Source organism: Methylomusa anaerophila (genome assembly GCF_003966895.1).
GTDB classification, from domain to species: Bacteria; Bacillota; Negativicutes; order Sporomusales; family Sporomusaceae; genus Methylomusa; species Methylomusa anaerophila.
This window is the reverse complement of record NZ_AP018449.1, coordinates 2,014,585-2,040,091: the sequence shown is the minus strand read 5'-3', so window position 1 is coordinate 2,040,091 and position 25,507 is coordinate 2,014,585. Positions and strand designations below refer to the sequence as shown.

The following is a 25,507-nucleotide window of genomic DNA, read 5'->3' as shown; positions in this document are numbered from 1 at the left end:
TGTCCCGGTAAGCATTCGTTAGTAGTTTAACTCATCCACAGATAGCGAGAAGCTGGGCGCAAATATTTCCATAAAGTATTTGACCTCGGGTAAATTACTCGCATCAAGCTCTTGCCGAATCATCTTAAGGGCAACAGAAAACTCCTGATTACCGGCTTTCAGTTCCTCGACACACTTCAGATAGGCACTGATCTTATCCGCAGCCTTAACTATCCGCCATAATTCCGTATCTTCATCCTTCCTTATCAAGAGATTGCTATAAGTATTCTTCAATTCATCCGGCAGCATATTGTACAAATTCTTTTGCGCCATATTCTCAATGTCTTTATAGATATCCTTAATCTGCGGATTGAAATATTTCACGGGAGTTGGCAGATCGCCGGTGAAAACCTCGGCGATTTCATGATACATGCCCAATACAGCTACTTTGGCGGCATCAATTTCTCCCTTGAAATATGTATTCCGGATTGCAGCCAGACCATGGGCAATCATAGCTACCTGCAGACTATGTTCCTGGATGTTTTCAGGCATGGTATTACGCATGAGGCCCCAACGTTGAATAAACTTCATCCGGGATAAAAATGCAAAGAAATGGCTCATTTTATCTACCTCTTATATCCCTCAAATTCTTCCTCAAAATGTAGTAATTTCATTGAAAATTTTTATGGCAAAGCTGTCAGTCATGCCGGAAATATAGTCCACAATTGCCTGAATGTAATCCCTCCTGTTGGCGAGGAAATATAACACTTCATTATGATATTTATTTCCTTTTGCATCTCTTGCGCCGATGTCCGAGTATTTATCAAGCCAGTCGCTAAAGGATTGCACCAAAACCGGATAGATGTCGCGATACCTCGCTAGCTCAGCCTGTGTATCCTTACCGTTATAACCATTTAAAAGCGTCTGATATATGCTTTCGATAATCAGCCTGGCGTAGCGCTTATAGGTGGCAAGCCGCTCATGACGGTAGATATACTGATAATTGAACTGCTTCAATACATTGATTAATTCAAGATATCTGGCGGAAAAGGCAATCCCCTTCGCCGGCGAACTGGTATTGCATAAATCAATGATGAAATCGTGCATTAACAGGGTGTTATTAATCTCACTGGCTTTGGCATTGCCGAATTCACGACCAATTCTTACAAGTTCTTTCAGTTGGCTGACCGTCAATATTTTAAGCAGGAGTGCATCTTCAATATCACGTCCTAAGTATGCTATCTTATCCGCAATCTTAACAACACAGCCTTCCCAGGTAAAGGGCGGACACTGACCTGCCTTCTCCACCGAATATAAATCAAAGGCTTCAGCTCTGGGAAACAGCGAGTTTTCATCAACTTCGCCGCAGTGACACACGATACCGTCCCGCACGGCGTAAGTTAAGTTGAGGTTGCGTTCCATACCTTCATTGTCGGGCAATGTCTCGCATTTGTCCACGAATCTCAGACTGTTGCGCTCATGCCAAAACGTTTCTCCTAATTCACTTTTTACGATTTCCGTTAGAAATTCTTCACCGGTATGGCCAAAAGGAGCGTGCCCCAGATCGTGTCCTATTGCTATTGCGTTAGTCAGTTCCGTATTTAGGCCAAGATAGTTGGCAATGGTGTAACTCACGGCACCGACGTGGTTCACATGTTCTATTCTGGTACAAACATGATCGTGGCGGGTGGCAAAGAAGACCTGGGTTTTGTGTTTAAGCCGCCGATAAGCAGTACTATATAAAATGCGGTTATAATCGCGGGCAAATTCACTGCGAATATCCTTTGGCTTTTTGTAAATTGGCGAAATCCGATTTATACATTTTTCCCATTTCGGGTTTCCTGCTTGCGCACAAACGTTGCTGAATAATCCCCGCTGCATGTGCATACCTCCGCTTAACCCGTGATGTCTTAAATTTTTCTCCGTATGTCGCCGAACTCCTCTAATCGGCTCATAATAAATATACTTTCTTAGATTATGAGAAAAAAGCTAACGCGTCTTTTTGACGACCGGCAGGCAAAGGACAGCCTTATTATAAGGGAGGTTAAGCGGCATTGCAGCGTTAATAAGGCGGTCCTGCGCCGCCCCAAACAGATACTTTTATAATAAAAGCCGCCCGCCCTGAACTTTCAAGGCAGACGGCTTGCCCGGCTACGGGCCCGGATAAAACCGTTGGTGAGCTATTAACCCACCTTTTGACTCATGGTTGCAAAACACTCTTTACAAACATTTTTACCTTTGAAGTTAGCTATTTCATCAGTACTGCCGCAGAACACACAGGCAGGTACATATTTCCGTAGAATGATGCGGTCATTATCAACATATATTTCGAGACCATCCTTTTCGGCGATGCCAATAGTACGGCGCAATTTCATTGGCAACACAACTCTGCCGAGTTCATCTATTTTTCTAACAATGCCAGTTGATTCCATTGCCGTATTCCTCCTTAGTCTACTAAAATTTAGCGCCTCTTTATAATTTATATTATCAAATAATAATTATTTTGTCAATTATTATTTAATTCCCGGCTCCCCTTCTTTTACCGGAGCCACTTAACCGCCCAAAAAATTGAAGAGCTATCTGAAAATCTAAACGTCATAAGCCAAAGGAACCGGAACCACAGAGACGCAGAGGACACAGAGGGACACAGAAAAAGGATAACGAAGATCGTTGAAAAACCATAAATAATGAATGAATCCCTCTGCGTTTCTCTGCGCCCTCTGCGCCTCTGCGGTAAAACGTTCTCCATTTTCCTTCCTTGTGATTCCTTGTGACGCCCAATATATTGGCATGGAGGTCCGCTTAAGAAATGTCAAGGTCAAGGCTAAGAATGATATTATTTACTCCGTTTAGAAACGCAACGGCACTTGCCCTTATAATATCCGTATCAACAGCCCTGGCCGGGTATATCTTTCCGTTGTAATCCAGTTGCAAATTTACCCTCCCCATAGCTTCCTTGCCTCTGGACACACTGGTGATTTTATATTCCACCAAACCAATATCCAAATTCACGATATTTTTTAAGGCAGTGTAGAGAGCATCAATGGGACCGGCACCACCGGCGCTGCCTTCCAGTACTTCCCCACCATGCTTAACTTTCACGCTGGCGGAAGGAAAAACATCATTGCTTATCACTTGCGAACTGATAAGTTCGTACAAGTGACTGTGCCGGCCGGTTTCTTCCTGATTTTTTCCTTTCTTTGTATAATAGTCATTAACCAGACAATAAATATCGTGAATATATATTTCTTTTTTCGCATCGGCAAGTTCTAAAAACATAGCAAAAAGGACTTCAAATTCATCATCTGCCAGATTCTCTTGTATAAATTGGACGGCCGCGGCTTTAAAAGCGTGTCGGCCCGATCTGGCTGTCAGAACCAGTTCCATCTCTTCCACGCCAACGTCTTCCGGTCGAATTATTTCATAGGATTCACGGGATTTTAATAAACCGTCCTGATGGATGCCCGCTGAGTGCGCAAAAGCGTTTTCCCCGGTAACGGCCTTATTGACCTGCACGTCCAGTCCCATCAAATTACTGACCAGCTTGGATGTAGCCTTAATTTCCTTAGTAGTAATACCTGTATATGCATTGTAATATTCCGGCCGCAATTTCATCCCCACCGCCACTTCTTCCAGGGCGGCGTTCCCGGCCCGCTCGCCAATGCCATTGATAGTGCATTCTATCTTATCCGCGCCATATTTCACGGCAATCAGGGTATTGGCAGTTGCCAGACCGGTATCGTTGTGACAATGCACGCTTAATATGACCTTATCATTTACATTTTTCAACCGATAATTGATCTTGCTTATTAATTCGCCGAACTCTTCGGGAACGGCATAGCCCACCGTATCAGGAATATTTACCATAGTTGCGCCGGCTTTAACAACAGCTTCGATTGTCTGCCAAAGATACTCAAAATCCGACCGCGAAGCGTCTTCGGTGGAATACTGCACATCCGGCAGCAGGGATTTTGCATATCTCACCGCATTTACTCCCATCTCCAAAATAGCTTCCTTGGATTTATTAAACTTCTTTTCTACGTGAACATTGGAAGTGCCTAATACAATGTGGATAAGCGGCCGCTGTGCTTGTCTGATGCTTTCATAAACCGCGTCAATATCACTCTGTACGGCTCTGGCCAGAGCAGTTATCACCGGACCATCCTGAAATTCGCCCGCAATTCTTTTTACCGCCTCAAAATCCCCCTTGGAGGACGAAGGAAAACCCGCCTCAAGAATGTCCACATTTAATCGCCTTAATTGATGCGCAATTGTTAATTTTTCGTGGAGGTTCAATTTTGCCCCGGGTACCTGTTCACCATCCCGCAGCGTAGTGTCTAATACAAGAATTTTTCGCATCCCAATATCCTCCTTGTTAAATTTAAATTTTTAGCGCCTAAACCCGGAATTTAGGCGCTAAAAAACCCCCATCCCTGTATAGAGACGGAGGTTACTCGCGGTACCACTCTAATTGGTTCAAAAAATGAACCCGCTTTTTCGACGGCTAACACCATCTATCCCTGTAACGGTGGAATTCCGGCTCACCCTACATTTTCGGGCTGCAGCTCACGGATGAGTTCAAGACTTATCAACTACCGAATCACACCAACCTTCGGCTCTCTGAAAATTATCCAAGTCCCTACTATTTCCGTTCATTGCCTGTATGCCTGTATGCCTGTAACATATGTTATCTGTATTTTAATCAACCACGCAGTCTTTGTCAATATTTAGCACGCAATTTTTTAATTATTGATATTTGTTCAATATCTTTGTGAAAATGGACGTTAGTTGCGTTATCTCTTCTTCTGTTAAGATATCCCTTATTTTGACGGTAAAAAGCTCAATTCAATATTTGCTTGTTTATATATTTATTATTTATTGATGCAAGTATCTGGCTTCATTCCCCAGCATGGCGTGTTGTAGCTTACGTAGCTCCAAAAAGCATTGCCTGCAATTGGCCATTTTTTCTCCATTAATTTCTTTCCAATTGCTTTTGCTGCGTTCATGCACTAATCACTCCTAAGTTTAATTTCCAATTTTTGTCGATTATTGGTATAATATAGACAAAACAATTAAAGGAGAAGACACTGTAAAAGCAGAATATATGTTTATTATTTTATTATATATGGGCTGATTATTATTAAAACGGTTGCTAGATGTTACACAAGAAAGGATGATAACCATGAGCGATGAGAAGCTCGACCGCCTCGAAAAAATGATGGAGCAACTTATCCGCATAGTTGGCAATGGAAATGCCGCTATCGAAGAGCTTCGCCAGGAAGTTAAAGAAATTAAATCTGCTATGGCTACTAAACAGGAATTAGCGGAAGTAAAAGCTAATATGGCTACTAAACAGGATATTAAGGAACTAAAAGCCGAAATTAAAACCCTTAAAGAATCCGACGCGGCTATTATTGAATTAATACAAGAATCATATCGCGATCTGGATGATAAATTCAGCGCACTAAATGACCGTATATTTTTTCAGGAAACCCAGCTAAGCGATTGAAAAAGCAGGCGAAGTGACATCATGAGGCCTGTATTTATCATTAACCCCTTCTGTTGGCATTCAATGCAAAAACAAGATCGCCGCTTGCATTGCCATTATTCGCATAAGACGGAATTTAGGCGTTGCCGTAGTAATCTCGTTATCCCAAACACCTTTATTCTTATGGCACCAAATATATTGGCATGGACGTCTGCTTAATAAACAGGATGCCGGCATAAGGAAGTGAATATTCATGGCTTTCGGGAAAAAAAGGATAGTATTCATTCTATTAATTATTTTCGCAGCTTTTGCGCTTTCCGGTTGTTTCAGCTCAAGACCAGACCCTGCTGCCAATACTGCTGATAATGATAAAACCCTGGTTATTCTATCAAGTTCGGAAAATAAGATTATGGAGCCAATGATCGCCGAATTTGCCGCAAAAAATGGTTTTGCCGTTAAAATGGATTACCTGGGCTCAATTGACATCATGCATAAACTGGAAAGCGGCGCAAATGGCTATGATGGGGTGTGGATCGCTAACGGTATGTGGCTTTCCATGGGCGATAAAGGCAAAATTGTCAAACAGCAAAAATCCATTATGACTTCGCCGGTGGTGTTTGGCATTCGGGAAAGTGTGGCCCAAAAACTTGGCTTCACCGGCCGCGATATTGCGACCAAAGATATTTTGGCAGCCATTGAGGCCGGGCAACTGCGTTTTGCCATGACTTCGGCCACCCAGTCCAACAGTGGCGCCTGTGCGTACATCGGCTTCCTATATGCTTTGGCCGGCAACCCGGAAACCATTACTCCCGACCACCTGAAGGAGCAGAAAGTAAAAGACGGCGTTAAACTGCTGCTGTCCGGAGTCAATCGGTCATCAGGCAGTTCGGAGTGGTTGAAGGATTTGTTTCTTAAAAGCGATTATGATGCGATGGTCAATTACGAGGCGGTAATCATTGATGCGAACAAGGAACTTGTCGCGGCCGGCAAAGAGCCCTTACACGTTGTTTATCCTGCCGACGGCATTGCGGTTGCCGATTATATTCTCGGCTACATAGATCATGGCCGCCAGAAAAAAGAGGAAATGTTCAAAAAAGTCCAGGCCTTTCTGCTCGCCGGTGATACTCAGAGCAAAATAGCCGGTTTGGGGCGGAGAACAGGTATCGGCATGTCCATGGACGGCGCCGATCCAGCCGTATTCAATCCCAATTGGGGTATTAATATAAAAAAACAGTTCTCTTTCATCAAAATGCCTTCGTTCGACACCCTGCAGGAAGCCTTAAATATGTACCAAACTGAACTGCGCAAGCCCTCATATATCGTTTATTGCCTGGATTATTCCGGGAGCATGGCCGGCAGCGGCAGCGGTCAGCTCAAGGAAGCTATGAAGCTGGTCCTTAATCAGAGCGAAGCCGCCAAGTACATGCTGCAGGCATCCGGCGACGATATTGTAATCGTTATTCCTTTCAACGATAAAGTGCAAGCTGTCTGGAAAGCGGGACAAGGCCAGGAAATGTCCTGGGAAACACTGCTGACCCATATCGAGGAAAAAAATCCCGGCGGGGAAACGGACATATACAGTCCGCTGATTGAGGCGCTCCAGTTGTTAAAATCCGTCAATACCGACAAGTATGTGGCTTCGGTTGTATTAATGACTGACGGCCTTTCCAACACCGGCAAGAAAGTAGCGGATTTTCAGAAATCTTTTATGGAACTCAACAAGGATATTCCCGTCTTTTGTATTATGTTCGGACAAGCATCCGATGTCCAGCTGCAGCAGATTACAAACCTCACCCGCGCCAACTTGTTTGACGGGCGCAACAATCTTGTCGAAGCTTTCAAGAAAGCGAGAGGATACCTGTGATCCATATTTACTCAGGCCTCACGGCGGGATTGACTTTTTTGATTTTTTATCTTTTCCTGTCAGCCAGCCTGGTTTTTGCCGTAGCGGCGGCTATTGCGGTTTTCATTGCCATATTGCTGTTGTTTGCCGCCGGCAACCGGACCGGTTTTCGCCTTATGGCTGCCGGGTTGACACAAGAAGATTTCGCTGCCTTCCGTGACGATATCACACAAAAGGCAGCGATTTTAGAAAATTCCGGCCTGCCGCAAGCGGGAAAAATCGCTGAAAAATCCAGGGAAATACTGGAATACGTACGCAAGAAACCCCATTTAGTCAAAACAGTTCGCCGGCAATTGCCCTATTATCTGGAGGCCGTGATTAAAGTCCTGGCGCTCCAGTCCGAGTTGGGAGAATACTCCCCCGGTCCGTCAACCCGCAGCTATCAGGAAAAGGTGAGCGCTATTTTGGCGGCTGTGGAACAAGCTTTACAAAAGGTCATGGATTCCCTGCTAAACAACACCAGGCTGGACCTGGACGTAGAGATCGAAATTTTGCAAAAAAATCTTGACTCGCACTGAACGGGAGGAGAATCATTTGAACAAGCCGGTCATTCTGCGGCTACTTGGTATTGCCATCTTGGTTGCGGTCATCATCAGCGGGGTCCTGATAAAAAATAATATGACTGAGGGGCCAGGCAGGGAAAACCGGCTTGCTGCCGTGCAGGCAACACAGATAAAAGGCTTTATCGGCGGGGAAAAAGCAGCCTTTTTTGAGGACGAAGCCGTGAAAGCGGCGCTGTTAAAACGGGGGATAGCTGTTGATTATAAAACTGCCGGTTCCCTGGAAATGCTGAACAGTGATTATCTGTCCAACTCTGATTTTATCTTTCCCGGCAGCCAGAACATTTTGGAAATGTACAAAAAAGCCTATGGTAATGGGGAAAACGAAATTATTTTTAATTCACCGCTGGTCATCTATACCTGGGATAACATTGTCGACGCGCTGGTCAAACGTGGTATTGCCCACAATATTGATGGAACCTATTTTGCCGTCGATTTTGCCAAATTAATCGATTTGGCCCTCGCCGGCAGCCAGTGGCCGGATATCGGTGTACCGGACCTGTATGGCAAAATTATCATTACATCCACCGATCCGCTCAAATCCAACTCAGGCAACGAATTCTTTGCCCTTATGGCCAACGTTCTGGCCGGTGATGTGATTAATATGGATTCGCTAAATACCGTCCTGCCCAAACTGAAAGAATACTATGCCCGGGTGGGATACATGGAAAACACGTCTTCCGTCCTGTTTGAACAATATCTCAAAACCGGCAAGCCAATGATCATCGGCTATGAAAATCAGCTGATTGAGTTTGCCGTGCAAAACCCGGATGTCTGGAACAAGGCAAAAAGCAAGGTTCGCGTGCTGTATCCGGTGCCGACGATATGGAGTTCACACCCGCTGATTGTTATCAAACCCAATGCCCGCCAACTGCTCAAAGCATTGACCGATACGGAGCTAAGCAAGCTGGCCTGGGAACGTCACGGCTTCAGGACAGGGCTGGGCTGGATCGAAGCGGATGCAAACAAGCTTGACGGCTTGGGAATACCGGACAGGATCGACAAAATTGTCCCGCTGCCCAAACCGGAAGTAATGGATACATTGATAAACAACCTGAAATAGAAATCAGGAGTCAGAAGTCAGAATGACCCGGCTCGACGGTTCTCTTATTCTGAATTCTGACTTCTATAATAGTATGTAGGAGGTATCTGCCATGGAAGAACTGAGTGTTACGCCGGAGTTGACCAAAGACTTGACCGCCGAACAGTTGAAACGGGTTAACGACATTGTGAAGGCAATTGATATTGCCGACAGTCAGGCAATCATTAATTACGGAGTGTCCGCCCAAACCAAAATCGCTCATACGGCCGACAACATGATCCAGCATGTCCGTAATAAAGATGCGGGAGAAGTGGGCGATATTCTTCATCAGCTTGTTGCCAGAGTTAAGGAAATGAATTCCGACCTTGCAGTCAAGCCCGGTTTTTGGGAAAGCCTGCCCATCATTGGGCCCATGGTAAGTACTGCCAAAAAAATTATGGCCAAATACGAAAAAGTCGAAGTTGAAATAGAAAAAATCGTCGATCGCCTGGAAGCAGCCAAACAGAGCCTCACCCGGGATATCATCATGCTCGACAAGATGTATGAGGCCAATGAAGAGTATTTTACCGAATTGGACCAGTTCATTATCGCCGGCGAGATAAAACTGCGCGCTCTGAAAGACAAGACCATCCCTGAAGCCCAGGCCGAAGCTGCTTTGAAAAACGACATGATGTTCGCCCAAAAAGTAAATGACCTGATTCAACTTGCCGAGCGTTTCGAGAAGCGCCTGTATGACTTGAAGACCAGCCGCACTTTAAGCATCCAAACGGCTCCCCAGCTACGCATTATTCAAAGCAATGACAAGGTTCTGCTGGAAAAAATCCAGACATCCATCCTGAATACCATTCCCATCTGGAAACAGCAGGTAGTCCTGGCTATTGCCATGGTTAACCAGACAAAAGCTTTGCAGCTGCAAAACGAAGTTGATAATGCCACAAATGAAATGCTGCGCAAAAATTCGGAGCTCTTAAAGAATACGACAATCGAAACCGCCAAGGCGGCGCAGCGGGGCATTATTGATATCGATACCCTGAAGACTGTCAATACCAACCTGATCAACACCATTGAAGAAGTAATCAGCATCTATGCCCAAGGGCGGCAACAGCGGCAGCAGGCCGCCACGGAACTGATAAAGATTGAAAGCGATCTGAAGACGGTGTTGACTACAAATAGGGGCTAATAAATAAGTAGAGGATAGTAGTAAATAAGAAAACGAGCGCTCCTGAAAAGGAAGACGCTCGTTTAATACTTCTAAGCCAATAGCGATTTTATAAAACTTGAAGGTCTTTTAAGATTAATTTCGTAATCTCTCTGGCCTTTCCACCGGTTGCACCATCTGGCGCTTCAATATTGGTAGCGAAAAAATAGCGATTTCCCTGTTTTTCGACACAACCGACAAACCACCCTAATAGCCATTTATCATCTTGGAATCCCGAACCAGTTTTCCCCATTAATCGCACTCCATTATCCTCTGACAATGTAATATTCTTTTTTACTATCGCCACATTTTGGGGGGAAACCGGCAATTTTTCCGAGTACAGCCGATGCAACAAGTCCACCTGTTCACTTGCCGAAATCTGTAACGAAGACCGTAGCCAGAATGTGGTTAATCCGCCAGAAATGTCCCGGTTGCCGTACCCTATCTTATCAAGAAATGCCTGCATTCTTTTCGTTCCGACCCGGGATGCAAGCTCTTGGAAATACCACACAACCGAATCCCTTGTGGCAGACGCCAATGTTTGATCATGGTTCCAAGCAGGAAACGCATATTGCTTCCCATTCCATTTAAATAAAGTAAATACATCTTCTTGGTCCAAGACACCAGTTTCCAACCCGGCAAGCGAATTGTAAATTTTAAAGGTAGAACACGGTGACAGGCGTTTTATACTTTGAGGTTCGTTGAAGACTACATATTGGTCGTTAGCCTCATCATACATAACAAACGTACCGGTGGTAAATTCCGTAAAATATTTTCCAATTTCCTTCTTTTCTACGAGAGCCGCCGCATTCACGCCGGTTATTAAGCCAGAATTAATAATAATTACAGTCAGTAATACTAAAAACCATCTTTTCATTTTCAATCATCCTTTTACTTTTTTACTTTTTTACTTTTTTACTATTTTTATATATCTTTATATACCATATACCACATAAAAAAGAGCCGGTCAAGATGATTACTACCACTCCAACCGGCTTTTTTCTTTATCTACTTCATACTATATTTTACACCCTATTTTTACTGCGTACAGGAAATAAATCCCTAAATACATAAATCAATATAGCTAACCCGCCGCCGATGGCAACCCATTTAAGCCACGGGTTGTCCGCCAGCCTATGCCATTTGCTGCCCAGCACAGCCCCGACACTTAAAAAGACGGTCAGCCAGAGAACGGCGTGAACCATGTCGTAGATAAGAAATTTGACAATAGAAATGCCGCTGATGCCGGCTACGTAGGGGGTAACGTTACCCACTGTCGGTACAAAGCGGCCACCGATAATATAAGCCGGGGCCGACTTTTGCAAAAGTTCCTGCGCCTTGTCAATGCGTTCCGGAGTTAGTCTGATATATCTTCCCCATCTCTTTATAAAGGGTTCGCCGATATGACGTCCCAACATAAAGGCGGAAAGTGATCCCAGCAGGTAGCCCAGCAGAGATACCAGCCAGGCCATGATAATATTAAACTCCCCCTGCTTTGACAAAAAACCGGCCAAAGCCACCAACACACTGCCTGGAAAAGGCAATCCTATCGCTTCTAAAAAAACGCCGGCAAACACTCCTGGCAATCCCAGGCTGCTTAAAAGCTCCAGAATCTTGTCAGCCAAAATACTCCCTCCCCCGCCTATTATGGCTGACAATAGCATTAAATATTTATCCGGCTGACCTGTAATCTGCTTAGTTTCCAGTTGCGCGCACAATGTAAATAACAACAAAATACAGCGGAAACGCCCCCAGCATCACAGAAAGGGCCTCCCGGAAAGGGAGGCCCCTGCTGGCATCGCCGGGCATCAGCGCGTGGGGCCGTGCCATTTAATTATCCTTTAAGATCCTTTAAGCTCCTTTAAGTTAGAAAAGTTTTTATAATATCAGCCCTGCTGACAATGCCAATGATTTTATCTTCCTTGACTACAGGTAACCGTTTGATATTATGCTTAATCATTAACTTGGCTATCTCAGCTATTTCCGTGTCCTCTGAAATTACAACAACCTTATCTGTCATAATTTCACCAGCCTGCCCGGCGATAAGTTTCTTAAAGTCCTCGTTATACCTTTCCACCCCGTCATAGTATAGGATGGCTCCCAGGATATTAACAGCCTCGGGAAGCCTAGGATTAGTCTCCTTAAACAAAAGGTCTCCTTCCGTGACAATGCCCACCAGTCCCCCGTTATTATCAACAACCGGTACTCCTGAAACTTTGTTATCAATAAGTACTTTTGCTATTTCCCTGATAGTTGCATCTTGTTTGACAGTGATAATTTCTTTTGCCATAATATCTTTTGCTTTCATTACAATCACCTCTATCGTTATTAATAAACCCGAAGGCCAGGGGCAGGTTTGCGTTCAGGCTTGCGTTTCCTGCAATAACGCAAATCTGACACCATCATCTTAGTTTACAACTCGGGTAGTTTTTTTTAATGCTTCCGTCGATTATGCTTTGTTTTCTACAATACTTCTGTCCGGTCTCAAAAAATTATTTTAACATAGTCATATCTGGCAATTCTATAGAAAGAATCAGTTTTCCTCCTTGTACCAAAGCATTATCATATCTGAAATTCTTTCCCGATAATCCAAAGAAATTACCGCCAAGTCACCTGCAGTGGATTCCTATCTACCATTCGCCGGTACGTATAACGGGGATAACCCACCATCACTGCCCCCGCCACCGCCATGTTTTCCTCGATCCCCAATAATTGGAGCAGTTTGGGATAACCTGAGAACCCGCATTGTTCCAAAAAACCGGCCCAGCACGTACCCAGGCCCAGAGTCGGTGCGAAAAGCTCCACATAGGCCAGTGAAAAACGGGCGTTGCTCTGCCCGCTGCTCATTTCCTTCGGGGCAGTAGCCACAATTAAATGGGGTGCGCCCCGCAGAATAACATCCCGTTTTGTCTGCCGGTATTCATCCACAATTTCGGCGTACGGCATTATCATTGCCACCTTGTCCCTGACCAGTTCCTCCACCCACTCAACCGTTGCCTCGGTCAGCTTCTCCATTAGCTGCCGTTCAGTTACCACCACATATGACAACCCCTGGCTATTGCCGCCGGTGGGGGCAAACCTGGCTATTTCCAATAGCGCAAGCAATTTCTCCTGGGATACCGGTTCCTGCTTGTAGCAACGGATTGACCGGCGCGATCTTAAAAAACGCGAAGCAGTCAGTGGGTCCAGGACTGGATCATCCCCTAACGGAACCTGTTTATCCAGCGGTGCCTTCTCGTAATCCAGTGCATCTTTCGGGCATACTGCGATGCAATGCCCGCACTCTATACACTTATCAAGAAAAGAGATTTCAGGCCCATCTTCAGCTATATGGATAATTCCCATTGGACATGTTTCCCCACAAATACCGCACTTCTCGCATTCTGAGCTTACCGTCAACATTCTAATCACCACTCCTTATTGCTTGAAAATTTTCCCTATTTCCCGCACTGTCCGGTTTTAGAGAACAGCGCTTTATTCAGCAGTGTTGCAGTATTCCATGTTTTCCCGGGACTGCCGTTAACCGCGAGAATTCTCATGACTTATCCCTCCATAGTTTTGAAATTTTTTTATATTCATGATAAAATTCAAATCAAGTATACCGTTAATTCTACAATTGCGGAAGTACTTACATTTGTTATAATTGCTATAAAGGAGGAAAGCAACGTGACTAATCAAGATAAACAATATGATGAGAATGATATTTGTCCGATAAAAAATACTCTTTCCATTATTGGCAGTAAGTGGACACTGCTAATTCTAAGGGATCTTGCTGACGGAACCAAAAGATTTAGTCAACTGCAGAAATCACTGCAGGGAATTAGCCCGAAAACCCTTTCATCCCGGTTGCGTGAGCTGGAGAAGGAAGGAATACTTACTAAAAAAGTATATCCGGAAATTCCGCCGCGGGTTGAATATTCCCTTACATCCCGGGGTGAAAGTTTAAAAAAGATTCTCCGCTGTTTAGCCGAATGGGGAAAAGAACACTTCAACAACGGGTAAAGGTATCCCTTGACCCCGCCCGGCAGGCCAAAGCTTCGAAAACAACGCTAGGCTAAAGATAAATTCATTACCAGTCTATCCTGGTGGTTTCCGTATTCGTTCTTTCTGTATTCCGTAACTACAAATTTCAATTTTCTCTCATAGACTTTAATTGCTGCCAGATTATCCGGGGCAACTGTTAATTCAACTTCTGCAATATTTTCCCTGGACAAAGCTTTAAAGGTTTCCTTAAGTAATTCGGTACCTATCCCGCGGCCACGGTATTCCGGCGATACCGAAACACCAATCATATACGCTTTTTGCGGATTGTCCCAGTCTAATATGTACTGGACCGAACCGACAACTTTTTCGCCCTTTTTGCTGATATATACCCGTCCGTGCCTGATAATCGGCACAAGGTGCCATTCATTCAATCCGCCCTGGCCAAAGGCCTCTGCTTCCAGTTTAACCAATTGGGGAATAAGTTCAATATCATTTTTGTCAACCAATTCGACCATCACGATCATCTCTACCATCACTGAACCTCCCTGAATTTTTTCGCTACATACCGGGAGTGACTGGCGGAAACCAAACCGGAATATGTTAACTGAAAAGAAATATTGTCGCCAACCTTTATATCTTGTTCAGTGTCAGTTACATCCACAATCAAATGATCACTGCTGGCGCCTAAAATCTTCAGGTTTCCATCAACGGGGACAATTCCTTCAATATAGACATCTTGCTTGCCCAGAGCTAAAATTGCTCTTTTTCTGATTCCGATATCGACAAATTCAGGAACATTGCCGAATGCATCTCGGCCAATATCCCCCATCGGCACAGACGGTTTAGATTTAAGCTCGATAACCTCCGCACTTAGAACAAATGCATCATCCCACAGCCATGAGATTTTTCTCTGGTTCGTGGTGTCGGTGCCTAATAGTATCCCTTCGCCGATTCGCAGTTGATTGATTCCGGCAGGAACCTTCCGGTTTTCTACCAGCAATAATGTGGACGTTCCTCCGCCTGAAATGACTTCAAGCTTGAAACCTAACTGATTCTCAATTCTAAATCCCAGTTCAACCAAAAGCCCTAAATTATCGGTGCTGGGCAGTACGCCGCCAAAACAGCCCATGTTAGTCCCTAACCCCAGTAATCTTACCCCCTTAAGGCGGGATATTTGTTTGGCGGTTTCAAGCACATGCTCCTTCAGGATGCCCTCCCGCAGGTCGCCTACATCAACCATTAAAATAACCTGGTGGGATTTTTCCGTTTTTTGAGCAGTTTCAGCTAACGCTTCCATTACAGTGATTTCTGAATTCACACTTATATCAGCGTAGCGGACAACATTTTCAACGTCGCTTAGCTCCGGAATCCGCAGCAAGGTAATCGGTTGCGTAAACCCGCTGTTCCTCAACTCAATAATATTCTCCATCCTGGAATCGGCAAGGCCGTCAGCGCCTCCTGCCAACATTGCGGATACGATCTGCGGCATAGCGCTAAACCCTTTCGTAACTCCCAGCACGGCTATACCCTGTTGCCGGCATTTTTCTCTGACTTGAGCGGTATTGTACCTGATTTTGTCTAAATTTATATCAAGCAATGGGCTCACCGTCTATTCAACTCCTTGTAAAAAGGCAGTGCTAAAGTTAATACTAGAATCCCCCGAATATTAAAAACGTAATACAGTCTATTCTTCTCTGAAAATATTAAATAATTAGGACACAGTTATGTAGTAAGCTGCTAACGAAAGTAAGCGAGTGCTATCCCTTTATGCCGGCGTGAACAAACGGGAGTCGTTTATTTTGGCTCTTTTTTGCAAAATGATTGTGGGCGATTTTGCTCTTGGATTCGGCAACCAAAAAGCTCAACTTTTTTTATTGTCAATATACTGTAGATGATACAGGTAAATATGGTAAGAATACACACGGCAATGGTTTTCCAGCTTGGCAAATATAAAATGTTTATAATTAAACTGCTTACGTAAAGTATGCTCAATAATATTGAAGTGGTAATTACTGCCGCCGTTTTATGTGATGGAACCAGTACATAAATAATATGCAAAAATGCTCCTGTGCCGATAAATCCTTCCAGTATGGCCGATATTATTTGAAAAAATAAGTTTACCGGGGTATCGCCAGGCCATAAACTATTTCCCGCTTGTTCTATTGTTCTTGATACCGAGGATATGGCATAGGCGGATGGGAGAACAAGTACCCAACGTAACCAGTTAGGAATAGCGTGCATTTTGAATCCCCCCACTGAAAAATTAGTGTAGGAAATGGCGTCAGGCAAATGATGTATAAAACAACTTTTAAAAAATACGTACAATATCTTTTTTATTAGCAATATGTTTAAAATATTTCAGTTTTATATAAAAAAATCCACCGGGCGATGAGAGGCGCGGTGGATTTAAAGTCTAAAATCAACAGATGATCATTGGACAGTGTGTATCCGTCTTCCTTTTCCAAAAGCGATGTTAACAGCTATCCGGCATTACTGAATATCCTGTTATATAAATCTTTGCCAAAACTAGTTTGCAAGGGTTCGCCTTCGGTCAGTTTAAAAGTCCGGCTTCCGTCGGCTTGCCGCTCAGCCCGCAGAAAAGTTGCGCTTTCCAGCCTTTGCTCATAGAGTCCATGCGCTAATTCATATAAATGCGTCACAAAGAAAACCTTAATGTGTTTTTCGAGCAATGCGTAAATAATCTGCCGGGCTATTTCAGAACCTTCCCGCTCGTTCGTCGCAGCAAACGATTCGTTAAACAGTATCATGGAGTTCTCGGAGATGTTGTCTATAATATCACTCATCCGCCTGAGTTCCTCATCCAGTTTCCCGCTTTTCATGGAAGTGTCTTCTTCCCGCTTGTAATGCGTGAAAAGACCGTTGCAGACATTGGCGCAAAAGGCTTCCGCCGGAGCAAACATACCGCATTGCATCATCAATTGGGACAAGCCTATAGCCCGTAAAAAGATCGATTTACCACCTTGGTTGGCGCCAGTGATCATCACGAGATCTTTATCATCAGCATTCACATCATTGCCCACAACTTTCCCTTCTATAGTCAACGAAAGACAGACGTCGTACAAGCCCTTAAAAGAAGACTTACGTGCGTTGGCAGCCACGGGCAGGGGAAAGGCTATCGGCTCCCCCTTTTGAACAAGTGTTTCCTGCAAATTCAAACAACCAACATAGAAGGCTAACTCCGTCCGCAGCATGGTGAAAAAATCGAGAACATGATCGGCGGACTGAGCTAGGGCGTTGGCTACTGTGTTAATCCCTCGGTCTTTTAATTCCCCTAGGGCTCTTGCACCAGCTTCATCGCGCTCATGAATATAAACGGTGTAATCAGGCGTCTTTCTGTTAAATAACCGTTCAATCCAACTCTGTTTTTTATCTTGTACCTTATGAAGTAGATAATGTAGACCTTTATTCCCTTTTCCTAATTCGCCGCTGATCAGAACTCCCTCACGAAATTTTAATTCCTTCAAATGCTCTTGGATGTGAAGGAAATATTCGTCAGTAAGTTCCTTTTGAAGCATTGCAAAAAACCTAATAAACCCCTCAGACTCAAATTTATCGGCATGACTATCGGCAATACCCCTTAGTTTCTTAAGTATGCCGACGAACAGTTGCAACAGTCCTATCGATCTATGCAATATTGATGATGGATATTTAAATGAAAAAAAACTAAGATAATGCTTTTTCTCGATTTCAATGGATTCTACTGCGATGTTGTACATATCTTTAACAATTAAAGAGTTTTTCAGGCAATCTTTAAGAATACTTTGGCGATAAAGTATTGCGTCCAGGTCACTCATACTAGACAAAACAACTTTCCTGGCCACTTCAAACAGGAACTTATCACCGAGCGCCATGGCGTTAAACAACGTATTCAATTCCAGGTCTTGCGTCAGAGCCTTTTCATTTACCGGCAGTTTCCGCTGCAGATCAAAATCACGGTCCCTGTATATGAGAAAAGTTTTCATGACTTTATCCGCTCCTTTATAGCATCGTAGGTAAGCCGGTACTTTTCGGCAATAGACATCGCATGGGCCAGCCCATCGGCAGTCTTTCTCACGACTTTATACGTCCGCATGGCTGGATTTTCCGAAGCCACCGTACTGACAACGCTTACGGTTTGCTCGCTTAATGAAGCCAATTCGTCAATAAACGTCACGCAAACGCACAACATATCTAGTTCTATGATTCTTCCAATCACCTTTTTGCTAAGGAAGACAGCGTCTTGTAAGGTAGTGGACGTGAAAATTTCATTCATAATAATAATACTGTTTGTTGTAGCCTGGCTCAGAATCTCATAGATTCTGACCAGATCATCCTGCAGTTTACCGTGCAAATTTGCGATGTCTTCCTCCCTTTCAAAATGGGTAAAAAGCCTGTCGAACAGAAAGAGTCCCGATTCATTGCCAGGGACGGGGCAGCCTATGCTGGCCAGATAATGCAGTTGTCCGAAAACGCGGGCAAAGGTCGTTTTGCCGCCTTGGTTCGGACCGGACACTACAAATATGCGTTCTTTGCCTTTCAGGTAAAAATCATTGCAGACAATGGTTGAGTTTTCGGTTATAAGTTTATTGGCCAAGGCTAAATCAAAGCCGCCATAATTATAAACTTCCTTACAGGTATCAGAGATTTTGGGATAACAAAATTTCAAACCCACCTGTTTAAATTTTGCAATATACTCCAGATAAGCAATGTAAAATTGAATTTCCCGGTCAAAAGCGCTAATCTTTTTATCAAGGTAGTCTTTATTTTTCTCATAATAATTATCTAGCCTGAAAAAGATGTCGGAATGCAATTGGGCTACGAAATCCAGTATTTTTGCTTCGATGTGGTTCATACTCGGTGATTCATAAAAGTTGACGATATAGTCTTTCACTGCTCCTTGCTTGAATTTCTCGAATGTTTCTAATACCTCAAGACTATAATCGCCTTCAAATTCATACTTACGAACCTTGATGCTGTTATCTTTTAGGAGCAGGCAATATTTTATCGAAGATAAATCGGCTTGGAGCTTTTTCGTTTCTGTGATAAGCGAAATAAAACTTTCCGACCGGGCATAATTCGATAGATATTCACGGAAAGCAAGAAAACCGCGGGCCTCTAATTCTACAAGGGCTAACCCATCTACTAGGCTATTAATGGTTTCACAATAAATTTCTACCGCGTCCAAGAACCAGCTCTCCTTCTGATATTGGTAGTAAAGCTTTTCTGCTTGGGCCAATTGGCCACGCATTGCCTGCATTTTTTGGGCAAATGATTTTATATACTCAAATAGAATTTTCTTTTCCAGTTCCCGCATGATTTCATAGCGATACTCAATCATATCTACAGCATGCAGGGAAGTATAGAAAAAAGATTTTAAATTATATTCCTGCTTTTGAGCCGTTATGGCGTCAATGATCTGATCAAGATTCAAATCGATGGAAAAAGCAGGCGCTTCCGGTGCAATCATTAAGTTTTCGTCTGGCTTTTCAAATAGTATACTGTGATAGGGCAAGGGAAAAGTATCAACAATATCTCTTGACATAAAAATTCTCCTCCTGAATGCAAACTTTTTCTCCCCAAAATGCAAAAAAAAACCTGCAGGCAAATAATACCTGCAGGAGTCATTAGCGTCCAAGACGTTGTTTACGGCGAACCCCATCGCCTCATGCTATTCTTTGAATTCATTGTACCATCCATATTGCCCTTTCGTCAAACGTATATGGAAGATCAGCCTGTATCCCCCTAATTGACGATAAGACCTTACCTGCAAGCTGTCTGACTTATTCTAAGTTGTAAGTTGTAATTGACAGCATTTTTTCTATTTGTTATAATAAGATTGATTTAATTGCAATAAGGTGATGGAGTTCACCGTAATCTCGGATATTCCGATAATGACTCCTACTAGCTTTGGACTAGTAGGAGTTTTTTTATTTGCTTGATCTACACGCAAAAATGAAGTGATAGTTTAATATAAAAAATTTTAGTCGGCACTGACGCCAGACAATGTAGGCTTTCAGCCTATATGTTTTGGCGTTTTTTATTTTACCCCAAATTTCTAAGAGGAGGAGAAAACAATGAGTATGTCCCCCAAAGACGTAGTCGCTCTGGCCAAAACCAAAGGTGCCAAATTAGTGGACTACAAATTTATCGACCTGCCGGGTATCTGGCAGCACAAAACCGTTCCCATTGGTGAATTTGACGAAAAGGTATTCGAGGAGGGTAGCGGGTTCGACGGTTCCAGCCTTCGAGGATTTCAAGGTATCGAAGAAAGCGACATGCTGCTCATTCCCGATCCCAATTCCGTTTTCATCGACCCATTCATGGCTGTTCCTACTCTCAGTCTGATCTGCAATGTCGTTAGTCCTGATAAAACTTCCTATAGTCGTAACCCTCGCTATGTCGCCCAGAAAGCCGAAGCTTATCTGCAAACGCTCGATTTTGCCGATACCAGCTACTGGGGGCCTGAATGCGAATTCTTCCTGTTCGACGACGTGCGCTATGACTTGACCCAAAACGGCTCATTTTACAAAGTAGATTCGGTAGAAGCTATATGGAACACCGGACGCGACGAAAGCCCCAATCTTGGCTACAAGATTCGCAACAAGGAAGGCTATCTGCCAGTTCCGCCAATGGACGCCACTCACGATATTCGCAGCGAAATAGTGCTCGTTCTGGAAGAGCTGGGCATTCCGGTCGAAACCCATCACCATGAAGTGGCTACCGGAGGACAGGGAGAAATAGGTATGCGTTTCGATACCTTGACCGCTATGGCTGATAAAGTAATGCTATTTAAGTATGTGGTCAAAAACGTCGCCCGTCGTAACAACAAAGTCGCAACCTTTATGCCCAAGCCGCTTTTTGGCGACAACGGCTCCGGCATGCACGTCCACCAAAGTCTTTGGAAAGGTGGCCAACCAACCTTCTTCGATGAAAATGGTTATGCCCTCTTGAGCCAGACCGCTCTCTACTATATCGGCGGTCTTTTAAAACACGCTCCGGCGCTCCTGGCCTTTACCGCTCCCAGCGTCAACTCCTACAAGCGTCTGGTTCCCGGCTATGAGGCTCCGGTTAATATCGCTTTCAGCGCCCGTAACCGTAGTGCTGCAATCCGTATACCGATGTACTCAACTAACCCAAAAACCAAACGGATCGAATTCCGCCCACCTGATTCGTCTGCGAATCCATACCTTGCTCTAGCCGCTATGCTAATGGCCGGTATCGACGGTATCAAGAACAAGATCGACCCGGTTAAAGAAGGGTTTGGCCCGCTTCAAGTCAATATTTACGAACTGACGGGCGAGGAAAAGACCAAGGTAAAGAGCGTTCCTGGTTCTCTGGTAGACGCGCTCAAAGCCCTCGAGGCCGACCACGACTTCTTGCTTCAAAGCGGCGTCTTCACCCAGGACCTATTGGAGACCTGGATCGAATACAAATATGCAAATGAAATTGACGCTGTCCGACTACGGCCTCACCCGATGGAATTTAAACTGTATTTCGATATTTAGATTTAAATCATTTTTTTACAGCCCCCAATAGCTCAAATCAAACTTTTGACGCGCATTCTTCCATATGGAATGCGCGTCAAGTGTTATCATTGTAGTGCTGATGATTACACCTGCATTAATGCGACTTGTCGATAGACAGCACTCCAGCGAACCGCCGCCGTCACTGCCAGCAATAACTATCGGAAAAGCCTAAAAAAGGTACAAATTCGGACCAGCTATGCTCGCGTTATTTCACCACGACCACTGAAACTTTCGCATAGGTAACTACCTTTTGTGCCACACTGCCGATAATGAGGCTCTTAAAGCCGCCCATCCCCCGTGTACCCATGACGATAAGGTCAGCCTTGCGGTCAGAGGCATAACGTATCAGGCTCTCGGCCGGATGCCCTTTTAAGATTTCCGTCTGCAGGGACACTCCCTGATCCTCACCATAGGCGGCCGCCTGCTCTAAGAGCGGCTGGTACTGTTTCTCGCCATCTTCATACCATTCATCCACTTCGTCAATGCTGGAACTAAACTCGGGTGGTTTGACGACACTTACCACTACCACGTTAGAGCCAAGTCTAGCGGCTAGATCCACCGCCCAGACCAGTGCCTTGTGACTACCCGCTGAACCATCATAAGCCACGACCATTTTCTTCACATCCATGCTAATCAGCCTCCTTCTCTTTACTGACCGCTGGCAACTCATTTATTGCCTCTAGTGGGAAAAACCATTTTTGGGCGATCATTGTGGGCAGGACGGCGCTCAAAATAACTGCCGCAACCAGCACGCTGTATTGATTGCCGTCAATATAGTTGTTGGTTAGTCCGTATAATGCAGAAATGGTGCCAAAAGTCAAACCTGTGCTCATTAAGAGCGTAGTATAAATGCCGGTGCGCGGCATATAGTGAAACCAGCGGGTGGTCGGCAGCACGCCGATAAACTTGGCGGCCATTTTGACCAGCAGGAAGACCAGAATGGCACCAGACATAGTAAATAATGCGCTTACCGATACCAGCGCTCCCGCTTTAATGAAATAAAAAGGAGTAAACACTGCAAACACAATGGCTCGCATCTTGGTTAGTGTTTCTTTATATTGCTTGAAAAAACGGGCCATAGCCATGCCGATGATATAGGCGGGCAGCACTGCCTCACTGCCGCTGATTACCGCCAAATAGGCTAACCCCAACAATACCAGGAAAATAAACTTGATTTCCGGCTCGCTAACCCGCCCACCGTACCACTCGAATACCTTGGCCGCCAGCGGCGTAACGGAGAATACGGCCACAATCATGACCCCCGTAAACCAGACAACCTTCATCGAAAAACCGGTAAATAAGAGCCCCAGCGCCAGCACCGTTCCCAGGTCGGTAACAAAGCAGGCGGCCAAAATGGCCTGCCCCAGGCGACTGGCTGACAGCCCGCTTTCCACCATGACGGCATATACTACCGCCACCGAGGTGGTGGACAGGGCAATGCCGGCAATCTTGGCCGCATTGCTGTCCCAGCCGAACACATACTCGGCAAACAGCATGCCACCCACAAATGGCAGCAGAAAGGATGCAAACCCAATGACCAGGCTCTCTTTTAAGTTGCCTATGAGGCTGTCCGGATCGATCTCGGCTCCAGCGAGAAACGTCAAGACCACGGCTCCAAACCCGGCCAGAAAAGTGACCCAGGTCGTAATCTCCAGTTGCATAGCATTGCCACCGACCACGCCCACGGCAATTTCGACCAGAGCCACCGAAATGCCCAGCCGAATGGACACCAACGTGGCAATGAGGGCCAACAGCACCCACTGCGCGGCAATAGCAAAATTTTGTTCCATCTGCGACTACCTCCTTTTGTTGACCTTTGGCGAACTCCATCGCCCGACTTTCGGATTACGACGCCTGCCAGGAAACTAAGATGATAACAACTTGGCAAAGGTCGCGGCACCAATCGGCATAACCATAAACTCCTGGAAGTCCACACTGTTATCGGCATGCTTGCCGCCGTTTAAGATATTCATCATCGGCACCGGCAGACGCAGAGTCTGCGCGTTACCTAGATAGGCATAAAGCGGCAGCACGGCGCACAAGCTGGCGCAACGCCTCGGCCTCCTCCTGCAGGCGAACCAGCTCGGCCTTTGCTGCCTCCACCTGTCCTTGCTTTTGTGCCGTTGCCGCTGCTACCGCCTGACTGGTGCCACTTACCGCCTCTAACAAGCGGGTTTTAAGTGTTTCGCCAAACGAATGAAAGGTTGTTTCGGCATTTTGCCAGAGTGCCCAGCGCAGATTCTCCACATTCTGCAACACCAGTTCCTCCGCCTGTTGTTCTAGGCGCTTACGGATACGAGCCAGTCGAACAGATGCGGGCAACAGTGACTCCAACCAGGTGTGCGGAATACCACCCAAACCGGTCTTCCACTTCTCTTTCACCCAGTAAGGCTGACGCTTCATGTAAAAAACCGTAGCCTGCTCCGTCACTTGATAGTCAAGAGCAAAAATACTGGCGGCAGCCTGGCGCACGGAGCTGACCAGCATTTCGGCTCGTTGTTGGTGGGGCGCCAATACACCGGCTATATATTCGCCAAACCGATCGGACGCGGCCTTCAGTTCCCGGTCGAAAAAAGTAGGAACGGTTTCCGCCAGCGCGGCCTGCACTTCTTGTTCCAAGCCGGGACGATAGCCGCCCAGTTGCTCTGCTACTATTCTGTCCAGGTACTCGCCTGCCTTCTTCCGCAGGGCGGCCGCCTGCTCTTCCAAAAATGCTAAAGTTCGCTTGCGATCGCCAGCCAGCAAGTCACCCGCTAGGCGTTGCTCCGCCGTAAGTTCAGTTAGCTTTTGCGCCAACAGCGCTTGTTTGGTTGTCAATTCATCCACTGGCAATTCTAACGCTCGTACGGTCAACTCCAACTCTAACAGGGCTTCCTGCAGCACAGCAGCCAATTTCGCCCCAATGGCCGCCGTCAATACGGCCTGTTTCTCCTGTCGAAAAAAAGCGATTAACGTTTCCTCCAGCAAACTCAGCCCGCTCTCTGCCAACAAATTCCGGTCACCGGCTTTTTTGGCAGAAAGCGCCTGCCGGGCTGACACCAGATAAACTGGTATTGGTGCTGCCACACCGGCTTTCTCCTGTAAGACTTGCCGCAAAAATCCCGCCACGACTTCCCGTTCAGAAGCGCTGAGATAATCGGCCTTATTTAACACAAAAAAGAAGCGCCGGACATGCTGTTGCACCGCCTGCAAAAATGCCACTTCCGCTGCTGTAATCGGCGGATCGGCGGAAACGACAAATAATGCGGCATCGCATTGGCTGAGAAACTGCAGCGTAGTGTCCGTATTATGCTGGAAGGTAGAACCAATGCCGGGTGTGTCAATCAGCGTGATTCCTCCGGCCAGCAAACTGGCTGGATATTCAACGTCCACCTGGTTCACCCCAAGGCGATTGCCAGGGTTGGCCTGCTCGGCGACAAACCGGCTTAAATAGGCTTCTAGAGCCGAGTCGTCAGAAAACGTACCCTCATCTGTTCGCCCGTCAGCAAATGTTATCTTCGCCCACCGCGTATTTCCCCGGCCAATGACAGTCGGTAACGCCGTCATCGGCACCGAACTGGCCGGCAGAAATTCCCCGCCTAATAATGCATTGATCAGGCTGCTCTTACCCCGTTTAAACTGGCCCAATACTGCTAGATGAAATCGCTCCTCCCGCAGCCGAGCAGCCAGTTCACCCGCCCGGACGGCATATGGAGCAAAACGCCTGCCGGCCTGTTTTAGTCGTCCATCCGCTTCAGCCAGCAGCACCGCCAGACCTTCCTCTTGATCTACTCCACGATCCTCTGCCATGAAATTCCCCCTAATCCCAGCGTATCAATGCTCCGTTT

Annotated in this window: 24 protein-coding genes, 1 pseudogene, 2 riboswitches and 1 other annotated feature; of the genes and pseudogenes, 7 read left to right on the top strand and 18 right to left on the bottom strand. The window is 45.5% G+C overall.

Annotated elements, in window-relative coordinates; translation table 11 throughout:
• Positions 1-18 precede the first annotated feature (18 nt).
• From yfbR to MAMMFC1_RS22660, 5 genes are all read right to left on the bottom strand, one after another.
• Positions 19-600: a 5'-deoxynucleotidase gene (gene yfbR, locus MAMMFC1_RS09070; RefSeq protein ID WP_126308230.1), complete on the bottom strand. Its 582-nt coding sequence runs from the start codon at positions 598-600 to the stop codon at positions 19-21.
• Between the two features lie 33 nt (positions 601-633).
• A complete protein-coding gene (locus MAMMFC1_RS09065; protein ID WP_126308229.1) occupies positions 634-1,860 on the bottom strand; it encodes a deoxyguanosinetriphosphate triphosphohydrolase family protein in 1,227 nt (408 codons plus the stop codon).
• Between the two features lie 302 nt (positions 1,861-2,162).
• Positions 2,163-2,411 (bottom strand): AbrB/MazE/SpoVT family DNA-binding domain-containing protein, encoded by a 249-nt coding sequence (locus tag MAMMFC1_RS09060; RefSeq protein WP_126308228.1) that lies wholly within the window; start codon positions 2,409-2,411, stop codon positions 2,163-2,165.
• 370 nt (positions 2,412-2,781) lie between these two features.
• A complete protein-coding gene (locus MAMMFC1_RS09055; RefSeq protein ID WP_126308227.1) occupies positions 2,782-4,338 on the bottom strand; it encodes a 2-isopropylmalate synthase in 1,557 nt (518 codons plus the stop codon).
• Positions 4,339-4,415: 77 nt separating this feature from the next.
• Positions 4,416-4,644: a binding site (T-box leader), on the bottom strand.
• Between the two features lie 206 nt (positions 4,645-4,850).
• On the bottom strand, positions 4,851-4,985 hold the full coding sequence (locus MAMMFC1_RS22660) for a hypothetical protein (protein ID WP_269471874.1): 135 nt from the start codon (positions 4,983-4,985) through the stop codon (positions 4,851-4,853).
• A gap of 176 nt (positions 4,986-5,161) precedes the next feature.
• Between MAMMFC1_RS22660 and MAMMFC1_RS09050 the strand changes: the two genes are divergently transcribed.
• The 5 genes from MAMMFC1_RS09050 (at position 5,162) to MAMMFC1_RS09030 (ending at position 10,152) form a co-directional block, all read left to right on the top strand.
• Positions 5,162-5,488 carry a hypothetical protein gene (locus MAMMFC1_RS09050; protein ID WP_126308226.1) on the top strand — a complete coding sequence of 109 codons (327 nt, stop codon included), beginning with the start codon at positions 5,162-5,164 and terminating at the stop codon, positions 5,486-5,488.
• Positions 5,489-5,720: 232 nt separating this feature from the next.
• Positions 5,721-7,331, top strand: coding sequence for a substrate-binding domain-containing protein (locus MAMMFC1_RS09045; protein WP_126308225.1), 1,611 nt, complete (start codon positions 5,721-5,723; stop codon positions 7,329-7,331).
• On the top strand, positions 7,328-7,888 hold the full coding sequence (locus tag MAMMFC1_RS09040; RefSeq protein WP_158618714.1) for a 5-bromo-4-chloroindolyl phosphate hydrolysis family protein: 561 nt from the start codon (positions 7,328-7,330) through the stop codon (positions 7,886-7,888). The genes MAMMFC1_RS09045 and MAMMFC1_RS09040 overlap by 4 nt, the downstream gene beginning before the upstream one ends.
• A 16-nt stretch (positions 7,889-7,904) precedes the next feature.
• Entirely contained in the window at positions 7,905-8,993 is a 1,089-nt protein-coding gene (locus MAMMFC1_RS09035; protein WP_126308223.1) for a hypothetical protein, read from the top strand.
• A gap of 91 nt (positions 8,994-9,084) precedes the next feature.
• Positions 9,085-10,152: a toxic anion resistance protein gene (locus tag MAMMFC1_RS09030; protein WP_126308222.1), complete on the top strand. Its 1,068-nt coding sequence runs from the start codon at positions 9,085-9,087 to the stop codon at positions 10,150-10,152.
• 88 nt (positions 10,153-10,240) lie between these two features.
• Here the strand turns inward: MAMMFC1_RS09030 and MAMMFC1_RS09025 are convergent, their stop codons facing one another.
• The 4 genes from MAMMFC1_RS09025 to MAMMFC1_RS09010 form a co-directional block, all read right to left on the bottom strand.
• The gene (locus MAMMFC1_RS09025) at positions 10,241-11,047 is read right to left on the bottom strand and encodes a penicillin-binding transpeptidase domain-containing protein (protein ID WP_126308221.1); all 807 of its coding nucleotides are present in this window, start codon (positions 11,045-11,047) and stop codon (positions 10,241-10,243) included.
• Positions 11,048-11,195: 148 nt separating this feature from the next.
• Positions 11,196-11,795: a DedA family protein gene (locus tag MAMMFC1_RS09020; RefSeq protein ID WP_174234370.1), complete on the bottom strand. Its 600-nt coding sequence runs from the start codon at positions 11,793-11,795 to the stop codon at positions 11,196-11,198.
• A gap of 236 nt (positions 11,796-12,031) precedes the next feature.
• Entirely contained in the window at positions 12,032-12,478 is a 447-nt protein-coding gene (locus MAMMFC1_RS09015) for a CBS domain-containing protein (RefSeq protein WP_126308220.1), read from the bottom strand.
• Between the two features lie 290 nt (positions 12,479-12,768).
• Positions 12,769-13,572 (bottom strand): nitroreductase family protein, encoded by an 804-nt coding sequence (locus MAMMFC1_RS09010; RefSeq protein WP_126308219.1) that lies wholly within the window; start codon positions 13,570-13,572, stop codon positions 12,769-12,771.
• 264 nt (positions 13,573-13,836) lie between these two features.
• Between MAMMFC1_RS09010 and MAMMFC1_RS09000 the strand changes: the two genes are divergently transcribed.
• Positions 13,837-14,172, top strand: a complete 336-nt coding sequence (locus MAMMFC1_RS09000; protein WP_232035746.1) for a winged helix-turn-helix transcriptional regulator — start codon at positions 13,837-13,839, stop codon at positions 14,170-14,172.
• Positions 14,173-14,219: 47 nt separating this feature from the next.
• Here MAMMFC1_RS09000 and MAMMFC1_RS08995 read toward each other — a convergent pair whose 3' ends face one another.
• From MAMMFC1_RS08995 to MAMMFC1_RS08975, 5 genes are all read right to left on the bottom strand, one after another.
• Positions 14,220-14,687 carry a GNAT family N-acetyltransferase gene (locus MAMMFC1_RS08995; RefSeq protein ID WP_232035745.1) on the bottom strand — a complete coding sequence of 156 codons (468 nt, stop codon included), beginning with the start codon at positions 14,685-14,687 and terminating at the stop codon, positions 14,220-14,222.
• Positions 14,687-15,760: an alanine/ornithine racemase family PLP-dependent enzyme gene (locus MAMMFC1_RS08990; RefSeq protein WP_126308217.1), complete on the bottom strand. Its 1,074-nt coding sequence runs from the start codon at positions 15,758-15,760 to the stop codon at positions 14,687-14,689. Before MAMMFC1_RS08990 ends, MAMMFC1_RS08995 begins: the two co-directional genes overlap by 1 nt.
• Positions 15,761-15,948: 188 nt before the next feature.
• Positions 15,949-16,395: a hypothetical protein gene (locus MAMMFC1_RS08985; RefSeq protein ID WP_126308216.1), complete on the bottom strand. Its 447-nt coding sequence runs from the start codon at positions 16,393-16,395 to the stop codon at positions 15,949-15,951.
• Positions 16,396-16,634: 239 nt separating this feature from the next.
• A complete protein-coding gene (locus MAMMFC1_RS08980; protein WP_197723959.1) occupies positions 16,635-18,047 on the bottom strand; it encodes a MutS-related protein in 1,413 nt (470 codons plus the stop codon).
• 86 nt (positions 18,048-18,133) lie between these two features.
• Entirely contained in the window at positions 18,134-19,696 is a 1,563-nt protein-coding gene (locus MAMMFC1_RS08975; protein ID WP_197723958.1) for a MutS-related protein, read from the bottom strand.
• Positions 19,697-19,762: 66 nt separating this feature from the next.
• Positions 19,763-19,826: riboswitch (Fluoride riboswitch) on the bottom strand.
• 173 nt (positions 19,827-19,999) lie between these two features.
• Positions 20,000-20,062: riboswitch (Fluoride riboswitch) on the top strand.
• A 166-nt stretch (positions 20,063-20,228) separates the two neighbouring features.
• Here MAMMFC1_RS08975 and glnA point away from each other — a divergent pair.
• The gene (gene glnA, locus MAMMFC1_RS08970; protein ID WP_194085699.1) at positions 20,229-21,659 is read left to right on the top strand and encodes a type I glutamate--ammonia ligase; all 1,431 of its coding nucleotides are present in this window, start codon (positions 20,229-20,231) and stop codon (positions 21,657-21,659) included.
• Positions 21,660-21,885: 226 nt separating this feature from the next.
• On the opposite strand, the gene MAMMFC1_RS08965 is transcribed toward glnA, so the two are convergent.
• The 4 genes and pseudogenes from MAMMFC1_RS08965 to MAMMFC1_RS08950 form a co-directional block, all read right to left on the bottom strand.
• Positions 21,886-22,308, bottom strand: a complete 423-nt coding sequence (locus MAMMFC1_RS08965) for a universal stress protein (RefSeq protein WP_126310524.1) — start codon at positions 22,306-22,308, stop codon at positions 21,886-21,888.
• Between the two features lies 1 nt (position 22,309).
• On the bottom strand, positions 22,310-23,470 hold the full coding sequence (locus MAMMFC1_RS08960) for a cation:proton antiporter (RefSeq protein ID WP_126308214.1): 1,161 nt from the start codon (positions 23,468-23,470) through the stop codon (positions 22,310-22,312).
• Between the two features lie 84 nt (positions 23,471-23,554).
• Positions 23,555-23,710: pseudogene (gene eno / locus MAMMFC1_RS08955) on the bottom strand (phosphopyruvate hydratase); the annotation flags it as partial.
• Positions 23,685-25,469: a dynamin family protein gene (locus tag MAMMFC1_RS08950; RefSeq protein WP_126308212.1), complete on the bottom strand. Its 1,785-nt coding sequence runs from the start codon at positions 25,467-25,469 to the stop codon at positions 23,685-23,687. The gene MAMMFC1_RS08950 and the pseudogene eno, both read right to left, overlap by 26 nt.
• Positions 25,470-25,507: the final 38 nt, after the last annotated feature.